11 protein-coding genes are annotated in these 11,092 nt (G+C 43.9%); all 11 read left to right on the plus strand.

Features of this window, described 5'->3' with window-relative positions; all coding sequences use genetic code 11:
• Window positions 1-152 precede the first annotated feature (152 nt).
• Window positions 153-1,541 carry a sigma-54-dependent Fis family transcriptional regulator gene (locus HZA10_08380; GenBank protein ID MBI5196324.1) on the plus strand — a complete coding sequence of 463 codons (1,389 nt, stop codon included), beginning with the start codon at window positions 153-155 and terminating at the stop codon, window positions 1,539-1,541.
• A 175-nt stretch (window positions 1,542-1,716) separates the two neighbouring features.
• Window positions 1,717-2,589, plus strand: a complete 873-nt coding sequence (locus tag HZA10_08385; protein MBI5196325.1) for a transporter substrate-binding domain-containing protein — start codon at window positions 1,717-1,719, stop codon at window positions 2,587-2,589.
• A 130-nt stretch (window positions 2,590-2,719) separates the two neighbouring features.
• On the plus strand, window positions 2,720-2,941 hold the full coding sequence (locus tag HZA10_08390) for a hypothetical protein (GenBank protein ID MBI5196326.1): 222 nt from the start codon (window positions 2,720-2,722) through the stop codon (window positions 2,939-2,941).
• A gap of 200 nt (window positions 2,942-3,141) precedes the next feature.
• Window positions 3,142-3,444: a cytochrome c gene (locus HZA10_08395; protein MBI5196327.1), complete on the plus strand. Its 303-nt coding sequence runs from the start codon at window positions 3,142-3,144 to the stop codon at window positions 3,442-3,444.
• 47 nt (window positions 3,445-3,491) lie between these two features.
• Window positions 3,492-4,037: an arsenate reductase (azurin) small subunit gene (locus HZA10_08400; protein ID MBI5196328.1), complete on the plus strand. Its 546-nt coding sequence runs from the start codon at window positions 3,492-3,494 to the stop codon at window positions 4,035-4,037.
• Window positions 4,038-6,389 (plus strand): molybdopterin-dependent oxidoreductase, encoded by a 2,352-nt coding sequence (locus HZA10_08405; protein MBI5196329.1) that lies wholly within the window; start codon window positions 4,038-4,040, stop codon window positions 6,387-6,389.
• Window positions 6,390-6,501: 112 nt separating this feature from the next.
• Complete coding sequence (locus HZA10_08410; GenBank protein ID MBI5196330.1) at window positions 6,502-7,026, plus strand: ubiquinol-cytochrome c reductase iron-sulfur subunit; 525 nt, start codon at window positions 6,502-6,504, stop codon at window positions 7,024-7,026.
• Between the two features lie 25 nt (window positions 7,027-7,051).
• Window positions 7,052-7,807: a cytochrome b N-terminal domain-containing protein gene (locus HZA10_08415; protein ID MBI5196331.1), complete on the plus strand. Its 756-nt coding sequence runs from the start codon at window positions 7,052-7,054 to the stop codon at window positions 7,805-7,807.
• A 47-nt stretch (window positions 7,808-7,854) separates the two neighbouring features.
• Window positions 7,855-8,550 carry a hypothetical protein gene (locus tag HZA10_08420; protein MBI5196332.1) on the plus strand — a complete coding sequence of 232 codons (696 nt, stop codon included), beginning with the start codon at window positions 7,855-7,857 and terminating at the stop codon, window positions 8,548-8,550.
• Window positions 8,547-10,541, plus strand: coding sequence for a c-type cytochrome (locus HZA10_08425; protein ID MBI5196333.1), 1,995 nt, complete (start codon window positions 8,547-8,549; stop codon window positions 10,539-10,541). The genes HZA10_08420 and HZA10_08425 overlap by 4 nt, the downstream gene beginning before the upstream one ends.
• A 228-nt stretch (window positions 10,542-10,769) precedes the next feature.
• On the plus strand, window positions 10,770-11,092 hold a 323-nt coding region (locus HZA10_08430), incomplete at its 3' end, for a rhodanese-like domain-containing protein (protein MBI5196334.1).

Raw genomic sequence — 11,092 nt, forward strand, 5'->3', positions numbered from 1 at the left:
GTCTGCCTTATGTTAAAATGACACAGCGAGCGTATTACCTGTAGCTTGCTACAGTGTTAGCGAGCGAATGTTATAAGAATTACATTCCTTGCATTTCAAGATTCTCTGTCCCGAAGTTTCTGGGATACAGAGAATCTTTAATTAATAGGGTAATGGAAAAGATACTTGTTGTTGATGACGAAAAAGGGGTTTGCTACTCGTTCAAGAGAATTCTTGGAAGTCACGGCTATGATGTCATCACGGCACTTAGCGGACATGAGGCGGTTGAAAAGGCGGGCAATGAGCACCCGAATCTTGTTATCATGGATGTGACAATGCCTGACATCGGCGGCCTTGAAACGCTTAAGAGGTTAAAGTCTCACAATCCGAACCTCACTGTAATAATCATGACGGCTTACAGCACTTCTGAAAAGGCAATAACGGCAATGAAGTACGGCGCATACGATTTTATCACTAAACCTGTTGACAATGCCCAGTTAATTTCGCTTGTGGAAAAAGCTATTGCGGCGGGGAAAATGACCATTCCTGTAACATTTGAAGGAACTGCACAAGAAGGAGAAAGAATTATTGGCAAAAGCCCTGGAATGCTTGCGATATACAAAAAAATAGGGCAGATAGCAGAAAGTGATGTTACAGTACTTTTAAGGGGAGAGACTGGCACAGGCAAGGAACTGATAGCACGAGCTATTTACCACGATAGTAAAAGGATCAATAAACCGTTTTTGCCGGTTAATTGCGCGGCTATTCCTGAGACCCTGCTTGAGAGCGAACTTTTCGGATATGAGAAGGGGGCTTTTACAGGCGCTGAAAACAGAAAGATTGGCAAGTTTGAGCAGTGCGACAGAGGCACGATGTTTCTTGATGAAATCGGGGATATGCCGCTGTCACTTCAATCAAAATTGCTGAGAGTCCTTCAGGATGGATGTTTGCAACGGCTTGGTGGAAAAGAGCTGATTAAGACAGATGTCAGAATAATAGCCGCCACAAACAAGAATCTTGAATCATTGATAAATATAGGTAAGTTCAGAGACGACCTTTATTGGCGCTTGAATGTTGTAAGCATAAGCATCCCGCCTCTTAGAGAAAGAAAAGAGGATATAGAAGAGCTTGTTCAGTATTTCATAAGGAAATACAACAAAGAACTCGGCAAGGACGTAAAAGGAATGTCACCTGAACTGCTTAAGGAATTTAAAGGCTATTACTGGCATGGAAATGTAAGAGAGCTTCAAAGCATTGTACAGCACTGCATGCTTTTGTGTCAGAAGGACGTAATTGCTTCTGAAGACTGCGAATGGCTGTCACAGATAAAACTCTCAGGTGAAAAGGCGGTTGATATTGAAAAGACGCTTGCTGATGTCGCAGGCGAATTTCTGCTCAGAGGCGGGATGGACATATATAAAGAAGCGGTTGCAAACTTTGAGCATCTTATGGTTAAAAAGGCGCTTGAGCTGACAAAAAACAATCAGGTCATGGCGGCAAAGTTACTCGGCATATCAAGAAATACCCTCAGGGAAAAGCTCGGCAAACAGGAGTCGGATTAAATGTTAACTGTTCAAAAAGTAATCACCCTGTTCAATTATTGACCAGCAGTTGACCATCTTCCCTTGAAATCCCCTTGAATTTTAAAGATATTTTAACGGCATTAATCTTGCATTTAAAAAATACAGACAAGATATTTCTTGTAAGATTTCAAAGTAAGGAAAGGAGATTCAAGGCATGAAGAAGCTAAGTTTAGCAGTATTAGCAGTGCTTTTGACGCTGTGTTTTTTATCCGGCCTTGCAATGTCGGCGGATAAATCAATCCTTGATGTTGTAAAGGAAAAGGGGGTAGTCCGCATAGGGCACGGCAATACAACTCCGCCCATGAATTACCTTGATGACAAGGGCAACTGGACCGGTTTTGACGTTGACTTAGGAGAGGAGCTTGCAAAGAGACTTGGCGTGAAACTTGAGCGTGTATTGGTTGATAACAAGACAAGGATTGCATTTCTGGCAAACGGCACAATAGATATTTCTCTGGCAAACATCAGCCAGACCAGGAGCCGTGAGGAGCAGATGGATTATGCAGAGCCTCCTTATTTCTGGACAGGCAAGATATTTTATGCAAAGAAGGGCAAATTCAAGGCGATAAAAAACCTCGGCGGAAAAAAGATAGGCGTGGACCAGGGGTCAAACGCATTCATCGCAGCGCCCCAGGAGATTGCAAAATATTCAAAACAGGCTACGGTAATGTCTTCATTCCAGAACAGCGCAGAGGGCTTTATGGCATTGAAGCAGGGCAAGATTGATGCATATTCTCAGGATGCGCAGATAATGGCTGCTGTTGCAGGCAGTTTAGGCGGTGAGTATGAGGCAGTCGGAGGGGCAATTTACAGCCCGGGGCTTTACGGCATCGGAGTTCCGCCGAATGAAAGCAAGTGGAGGGATAAGATAAGCTTTATCCTTCAGGATATGCTCAAAGACGGGACATATGAGCAGATTTACCAGAAGTGGTTTGGTCCGAAGGGGATAGCGCCGCTTTCAATAAATGCAAGGCCGCGCCTGCCAAAGGACACTTACGGCGACATGCTTTATGTCTGGCCGGATTGAAATGTTTTTTATGATAGACTGAAAATCCTGTCCCCTATTTAATACTTTCATAGGGGACAGGATTTATTTTAATTAGCAATCTGATATACTGCCGCCCGGTAAATAAATATAATGGGAGAAATAAAGAGAGATGTCCAAGTATAAACCGATTGACAGTACTGATTTAGCCGGCGATGCTCCTTTCACAAACAACATGACCGGTGGGCTGAAAGAACAATTCAAGAAAGAATTGCTGTCCGTATTTCAGAAGTTCGGTTATCCTCTGGAAGAAAAAGACCATGAAGTAACATTCAGAACTACTTCCGGCAATATAGCATGGATTAATATTAAAAGAATAGAAATTATTAAATAAACGAATAATTGACGGTTACTTTACCCCCGCAGGAAAAAATCTTCAGCGGGGTTATTAAAGCCCGGTTAATTGTCCCGAAGCTTCAGGACAATTAATCGGGCTTTTTATTAGACGCCAAAATGAAAATTATAAAAGTAATTTTACTTAGTATTTTGTTTGTGTTGATTATCTTGATTGCTATGCGCACCGTTCAGGGAGAGATGAAAACTTCATTGAAAGAAGGAGAAAAAATATATGTGCAGTATTGCACACCCTGTCACGGTTTTAACGGGGACGGGAAAGGCTTTAATGCAAAAAATCTGGACCCCCGGCCTGCAAACCATACTGACGGCGGATTTATGAAAAAAAGAATGGATAAGGAACTTTATGATGCAGTCAGCGGCGGAGGCAAGGCTGTCGGCAAATCCACCCTTATGCCGCCGTGGGGGAATACGTTTAATGAAACACAGATTAAGTCGCTCATTTCGTATTTGAGGAAGTTGTGCGGGTGTGAGGGGGAATAAAGATTGTAAGCGGTTCAAACAGTTCAAATAAATAAAGGAGGAACAAAATGCTCAAAGAGAAGAAAGAAGCATCAGTAGCACAAGTCATGACACGCAGAAAAATCTTAAAAGCCGTTTGCTGCGCGGGGGCAGTTGCGGCAGTTTCATCTGTTGCATTAGATAAAGCAGGCGCCGCTTTATCAGGCAGAACTTATCCGCAGGTAAAAATTGCAAATATCAAAAATCTTCCGTCGGGAAAGACAATAAAATTTGATTACCCGCTTACTGGAAGAAAAAACATCCTTGTAAATCTGGGATGCAGCGCTGAAGGCGGCGCCGGCGCTGACAAGAGCATTGTTGCGTACAGCATGTTTTGCACTCATCTGGGGTGCGCTGTTGATCTGGACAAAGAAAGCGGGATGCTGGTTTGCGAATGCCATCAAAGCATTTATGATCCGAAACAGAGCGGTAAGGTGGTTGAAGGCCCCGCGCCGAATAACCTGCCGATGATTTTATTGGAGATTGATAAGAACGGGGACATTTATGCGGCAGGAGTTGCCGGTCTTATTTATGGACTTAGAAATAATCTACTTGACGGAGAGGAGATAAAGTAAATGGGCAATGAAAAGGAATTTTCAAGGAGAGATTTATTAAAGGTTTCAGCAGCAGCGGCGGCAGGGGCATGTGTGATAAACGGAATGCCTGTGTTTGCGGCAGGTAAATTTTCAGAAGCAAAGGCGGTTGAATTTGCAGAGCTTCCGCCCGCACACGCAGAGACTTATGATACTGCCTGCCGTTACTGTCATGTTATGTGCGGATACAAGGTTTATATCTGGCCCAAAGGCACAGGGCTAAAACCGGACAAGGCTAAATTTTATCCTGTTGAGAAGATGCGGGGCGACTGGCCCAATCCTGTTTTCACGGTTGAAGCCAAAAAGAACGGTAAAGACGTATCAATAATGATAGTGCCGGATAACAAAGACGTGGCAAGCGGATCAAACTACTCAGTCCGCGGGGCGTTCAATGCCCAGAGTTTGTATTCCGAGAAACTTCCGACAAGGATCCGTCTCAAAAAACCAATGATTCGCAAAGGCGGCAAGACAAGTCCTCTTGCGGAGGTTTCATGGGATGAAGCGATTGGATTCTGCGCGGAGAACTTTAGAAAAATTATCAATCAATACGGTCCTGACGCAATCGGCGCAGTTTACGGAGACTGGGGTTATCTGCAGAATACGCATGTATTGCTGAAGTGGCTCTTCACAGGAATTAAGTCCAGCACCCTTGCCGGCAACGGGTATCTCTTCTGGGGCGATGAAAGCTGGGGGCTTGCCGATGTGGTGGGTGCGGGCACCAGGTCGTTTACGTCGGAAGATTTTATAAAAACTAAACTCATTTTTTGCGCCGGAAAAAATCTAAAGGATACGGGTTCATCATGGTATTATCAGGCGTTGTCAACGGGCGGCATGAACAAGGGTGATATCAAAATGATACTGGTAGACCCGAGAAGGATTCAGATGGCAGAAGACGCAGAAAAAAGCGGCGGTCTTTTCCTCCAGATTAATCCGGGCACTGATGCAATACTCGGCGCGTCTTTGATGCATGTGCTCGTCATGCACGATTTGTATGACAAAGAATTTGTCCAAAAGCACACAACTGGTTTTGATACGCTCAAGCAGACTGTATTGAACAGCAGATTCGCACCTGAAAATGCTGAAAAGATTACCGGTATTCCGGCCGCAAAGATTATAGCAGCCGCTGAGATGCTCGCAAAGCATAAAGGGCAGACAATGGTGCTTTTTGAAAAAGGAATTATGCATCAGGTGACAGGATACGAAAACGAAGTCGCATACAGCGCTATGGGAATTATTCTCGGCAATGCCGGAAAACCAGGCGCGTGCACATCCAGAGCCGGCGGACATCCGAGAGGGACCTGGGCGGACCCGCCTGCCCCAAACGGCGCAAGTTCCATGAGGAGCATCTGTGAAAAAATTGATAAGGGAGAAATAAAGTCGCTCTGGGCGTACATCAGCAACATTTACATACAGCTTCCCAACCTGAGCAAATATAAGCCTCAGATTGATAAGATGTTTCTTGTCGTGAATGAGATTTATCCCACAGACACGACAGCGGCTGCAGATGTAGTCTTCCCTGCTGCCACATGGGGAGAATGGAACACCATACAGGCAAGCGAAGACAGGAGGCTTCATATTCAGCAGGGCTTTATGGAAGCCCCCGGCGATGCAAAGCCGGACTGGTGGATTGTTGCCCAACTGGCAAAGCGGATGGGTTTGAGCGGGTATGACTGGAAAAACGAACAGGAGATTTATGATGATGTAAGAGCGCAGACAAAAGGTTCATTTACCAGTGACATCTCAGAAATTGAATGGAAAGACCTTATAAAGTCAGGCACTAACGGCATTCAGTTCCCTTACAAAAACCGCAGGAGCATATCGCGGCTTTATTCTCTTGAGACAGAAGAAGTGATGGGAAGGCGCTTTAAACATGACGACGGCAAGGCGCACCTTGAACCTGTAAAGGCGCTTGCTGATTTTGACCCGTACAATCATCCTTTGAGAGACAAGATTACAAATGAGTATCCGCTCTGGATGATTATGCACCGGGCAAACGAAATCTGGAACACCGGCTATAACTTTTACAATAACGGGCTTAATGTACCGTTGACCCCGAATCTTTACGAGAGACTGCCCGAGCAGACTGTAAGCATTAATCCCAAAGACGCAAGGGCAATAGGCGTGAAAAGCGGAGACTGGGTTGCGGTTAATTCCAGAAACGGAAGTATGAAGGCAGTGGCAAAGGTAAACGGGCTGACGGCCCCCGGGGTTGTGGATGTCATGTCGCTTTATCCAAAGACTGAGTCAACGCCGAACATGGTGACGAGCGAGAAGGCGGACCCGAAGCTTGCCGAGTGGGACAGGATGGTGCCGGTGAATATTGTGAAGGTTTAAAAAGGGACGAATAAAAAGGCACTGAGGCGCAAAGGCGCTGAGGCACAAAACTTTGTTCTCCTACTTTGTGCCTTGGATGCTTTGTTCCTTTGTGCCTGTTTTTATGGGCGATATGACGGAACATTCACTTAACAGCAATGTCACCCGCCGCGGTTTTCTGAGAATAATCGGCTGGGGTTCTTTTTTTGTCACACTGGGGATATTAATCGGGGGGACTATGAGATTTTTATTCCCGCGCGTTCTTTTTGAACGTCCTTCAACATTTAAGGCTGGATTTCCTCACGAATTTGATAGAAAGGACAGGGCGGATGAAAACGGCGTTTTTGAGGTATATGAAAAGTGGAAAGATGAACATTCTGCATGTCTGGTGAGGGAAAAGAACCGCATATACGCCGTACATGTTAAATGCACTCATCTGGGATGCACGCCTAACTGGTTTGCAGATGACAGGATATTCAAGTGCCCGTGCCATGGCAGTCAGTTTCACAGCAACGGCGTAAATTTTGCAGGTCCGGCTCCGAGACCGCTGGACCGGTTTGGTATTTCAATTGCCGATGACGGCATGATTGTTGTAGATAAAAGCAGGGTATATACCTCTAAGGACTTTGATAAACGCGGAGCGTATCTTAATGTGTAATAGGCTCCTGATTTTTGATTAAAGCATGATAGAGAAATTCTGGAACAAATTAACCGGCTCCCAGCTTTGCAAATCCATATTCCGCCACGGTTATGAAGATACAACAAGAAACCGGGCGCTTCAGGTAAGGTCTAACGTATTCCTTCATCTTCATCCTGTAAGTGTGCCTGAACATGCCTTTAAAATACGTTTCACATGGTGTATGGGCGGGATAACTTTTTTCCTGTTTTTAGTAGAGGCATTCACCGGCGTATTTCTGATGTTCTACTATCATCCTATTCCTGAGTTTGCCTATCATGATATGAAGTATCTTGAATTTGACATCCCTTTCGGGATTATCCTCAGAAACATCCACAGGTGGGCGGCGCATCTGATGGTGTTTACAATCATTCTGCACATGCTGAGGGTTTTTCTTACAGGCTCATATAAACCTCCGAGGGAATTTAACTGGGTTGTCGGCGTGGTCTTAATAGTTTTGACTTTTTTGCTGAGCTTTACCGGCTATCTGCTTCCGTGGGACCAACTGTCTTACTGGGCTATTACGGTAGCTACCAACATGATGGGAGCAGCACCGTTTATCGGGCATGAAGGCCCGTTTTCAGTTGTTAATAAATATAATGATATCCGTTTTGTTGTGTTAGGCAGCACAGAGATAGGGACAAACGCTCTTCTGAGGTTTTATGTGATGCATATTATAGTATTGCCTGCGGCTGCAATCATTTTTATGGCAGTTCACTTCTGGAGAATCAGGAAAGACGGGGGCATATCAGGACCTTTATGAGAGGCACGAAGGCGCAGAGAAGAAAAATTTAGTGCCAGAATAATATTATGGAACGCTCTAAAAGTAAAAAACATTTCGTCTGGCCGGACCTGGCATTTAAGGAATTTTTAACGATTATTGCTTTAACAATTATATTGATAATATGGGGTCTGCTTATGAATGCGCCTTTAAGGGAGATGGCTGCGCCGGAAAGGTCTGAAAATCCGTCCAAGGCGCCGTGGTATTTTGCAGGGCTGCAGGAATTGCTGGTCTATTTTGACCCATGGATAGCCGGGGTCATGATTCCTGTCATTATTGCAGCCGGTTTGATAATTATCCCCTATATAGATACTAATCCCAACGGCAGAGGGAGCTACACATTCTCCCTCAGGCGGTTTGCTGTTATAAATTTTCTTTTCGGTTTTCTGCTCTGGTGGGGCTTGATATTTATAGGATATTTTTTAAGGGGTCCGAACTGGCAGTTATATCTCCCATGGGAATCGTGGGGGACTGTTAAAGAGACTGAGAATTATCTCTGGAGCCTGAGCCCTGCTATTGGTTTAGTGTGTATAGCAGTTTATTTTGGAGCAGGGATACTGCTGCCTCCCCTGATGAGCATAGACCTTTATCTTTTATATGGTTCCCTAAGATATGTAATTGTGATGACATTGATACTTCTGATGTATGCGGTCCCTTTAAAGATATTTCTGAGACTGGCGTTTAATATCAAATACGTATTGGTAACTTCGTGGTTTAATTTATGAAGCTGAGCCGGCCCCAGTTAATCCTTAATGCTGTTTTTTGCATTATCCTGTTTGTAGTTGTTGTATGGGCGTTTTATTCTGAGTATGACCGCCCGTGGAAAAGATATCAAAAGGAAAAAATTCAGCAGATCTGGCTTAAGGACTTGGATGCGGCTGACAGATGTATTACCTGTCATGATTGGATAGACAAGTCTGATTCCGCAAACAGGCCGCAGCCTTTTAAATCGCATCCGGGCAATTACCTAAAATATCACAAGGTTGAAAAATTCGGGTGTGTTGTATGTCATCAAGGGCAGGGAGAAGCTTTAACTTTAAAGGCAGCGCACGGCAGAGTAAATAATTGGACGAAACCTCTTCTTAAAGGCTATTACGCTCAGTCTTCCTGCGGGAGATGCCATCCGATGAAAATGGAACTGCCTCTGAGTGCAAACCTGGCAGGAGCAGAAAAGTTTTTTGAGGGTTGGAGGCTTTTCAGGGGAAATAACTGTACCGGGTGTCACAAGCTTAAAAACTATGAAAGACCTGTGCGTATTGGTCCTGTGCTTAGCTCAATCAGTAGAAAAGCCAGCAGGAAGTGGCTGATTGGATGGCTGAAAAATCCTAAAGATTATCTGCCGAACGCAAAGATGCCGGTATTTAAGCTGAGTGATGAAAAGATTGGATATATAGCGGATTATTTGATGGAAGAAGTAGTCTTTTCTGAAAATTTTAAAAATCCCCCTTCATTCCCCTCTTTAGCAAAGAGGAGTAAGGGGAGATTGTTAGACGAAGGCAAAATCCTTGTATCCTCTCTCGGCTGCCTCGGCTGCCACATGATAAATAAAAAAGGCAGCGGTTTTGCCCCTGATATATCCTTTATAGGCGATAAAGTAAAACCTGAATGGCTTTTTTATTTTTTGAAAAAGCCCCGCAGTTATGATGCAAAAACCACCATGCCTGAATTAAATATGTCAGACGGAGAAATACGCAGTATAGCCGCATATCTTTTCAGTCTTAAGAAGAATAAAAAGTCCCGGGTTGAATTAAGAGAGCCGGAGCCTTCGCATAATGATGTTGAGAAGGGCAGAAAGATTGTCATAGAAATTGGCTGCACCGGCTGTCATGAGATAGAAAAGTTCCCTTTGGGATATGATGCTCCGGCGCTTGACGGCATTGGCGATAAAAGGGTTGACGAGCTGTTTTTCGGCAATATAACAGATAATATAACAGATACTGAGAAGACCCTCATAAATTGGCTTCTTGTCAAAGTAATTGACCCCGGAAGATTTGCCACTGATAAGGTTATAACGCGTATGCCGTATTATAATTTTGACAGAATTCAGGCAGAAGCGCTGGTTACTTTTCTTTTAAGCGTACGGAATAATTTCTTGCCTGTTTCCTACACAAAAATATTGATTGATTCTGACAGCGCAGAAATAAGGGGTAAAAGTGTAATTGAACGATATAACTGCCTTGGCTGCCACAGGATTAACGGAAATGGAGGGAATATCGGCCCTGATTTAACGAGAGAGGCAAAGAAAAGCAGGCAGGAGTGGTTATTTAAATTTCTTAAGAAAACCTATAAAATACGGCCTGAGCCTATACTTAAGGCCGGCATGCCGGATTTCAATCTATCAGACGCAGAGGTTAACGCTATTATTGAATATTTTACTTTTATTGCAGGGGAGGCTTATCCATATAATGCCGAACTCAATAAGGAAGTGCATGCGGAAGATATTTATGACGGGGAAAAGCTGTATCATGAGGTATTTGCATGCAGCGGGTGTCATGCTGTGGACGGACGCGGCGGAGAAGTAGGGCCTGAACATACAGACGCGGCAAGCCGGTTAAGGAGGGAGTGGATTGAGCAGTGGCTGAAAAACCCTCAGACAGTGCAGACTGATGTGAGGATGCCGAGATTTAAATTTAAAGATTGGGAATTTGAGGCCCTAACGGATTATCTTATGACCCTCGGGAGATACAGGTTTGTCCGGATGAAAAACAGAGAGTAATGACTGGCAGGGCATTGACGTCTTCAAAACCTTTAGAAAACAGCGAAGATTATTATATGTTATGTTGCAAATTCTAAAGTATTTTAAATGGAACTATTCACAAAAAGGCAACATAACATTTAACGGTGCTGCTCTAAAGCTTTTTCAGACATCCATGCCCTGCCTTGCGAGAGGAATTGCATTTTTGAACGGCATTAGTAATAATAAAATTTTCAAAAGGGGGAGTAAATGCCATACCAGAAAGAATTCAACATAAGTATTGAATGTATAACCAAAGAAGAACTTTTGAACCGTATGAAAGAGAATGCGGATTTTGTGCTCGTGGATACTATAGGAAACTATGACGGGAATAAACACAAAATCAAGGGGTCAAAAACTATTCATTATCCTGGAGTCATAGACAGGAGAAAAGAGCTGGTTCCCTATAAGGAGATTATCATTTACTGCAGGCATAAAGATTGCGTTGCTTCCAAAAAAGTTGCAATGGGATTAAAACTGCTTAATATTCAAAATGTGAAAGTTTATGAAGGCGGACTTGATGAATGGATTGA

It is taken from the genome of Nitrospirota bacterium, assembly GCA_016212185.1.
In the GTDB taxonomy this organism is placed as follows: Bacteria; Nitrospirota; Thermodesulfovibrionia; order UBA6902; family DSMQ01; genus JACRGX01.

Excerpts from the sequence above, each read along its gene's own strand:
- HZA10_08380 (MBI5196324.1), top strand. The coding sequence starts at position 153 with ATGGAAAAGATACTTGTTGTTGATGACGAAAAAGGGGTTTGCTACTCG.
- HZA10_08385 (MBI5196325.1), top strand. The coding sequence starts at position 1,717 with ATGAAGAAGCTAAGTTTAGCAGTATTAGCAGTGCTTTTGACGCTGTGT.
- HZA10_08390 (MBI5196326.1), top strand. The coding sequence starts at position 2,720 with ATGTCCAAGTATAAACCGATTGACAGTACTGATTTAGCCGGCGATGCT.
- HZA10_08395 (MBI5196327.1), top strand. The coding sequence starts at position 3,142 with ATGAAAACTTCATTGAAAGAAGGAGAAAAAATATATGTGCAGTATTGC.
- HZA10_08400 (MBI5196328.1), top strand. The coding sequence starts at position 3,492 with ATGCTCAAAGAGAAGAAAGAAGCATCAGTAGCACAAGTCATGACACGC.
- HZA10_08405 (MBI5196329.1), top strand. The coding sequence starts at position 4,038 with ATGGGCAATGAAAAGGAATTTTCAAGGAGAGATTTATTAAAGGTTTCA.
- HZA10_08410 (MBI5196330.1), top strand. The coding sequence starts at position 6,502 with ATGACGGAACATTCACTTAACAGCAATGTCACCCGCCGCGGTTTTCTG.
- HZA10_08415 (MBI5196331.1), top strand. The coding sequence starts at position 7,052 with ATGATAGAGAAATTCTGGAACAAATTAACCGGCTCCCAGCTTTGCAAA.
- HZA10_08420 (MBI5196332.1), top strand. The coding sequence starts at position 7,855 with ATGGAACGCTCTAAAAGTAAAAAACATTTCGTCTGGCCGGACCTGGCA.
- HZA10_08425 (MBI5196333.1), top strand. The coding sequence starts at position 8,547 with ATGAAGCTGAGCCGGCCCCAGTTAATCCTTAATGCTGTTTTTTGCATT.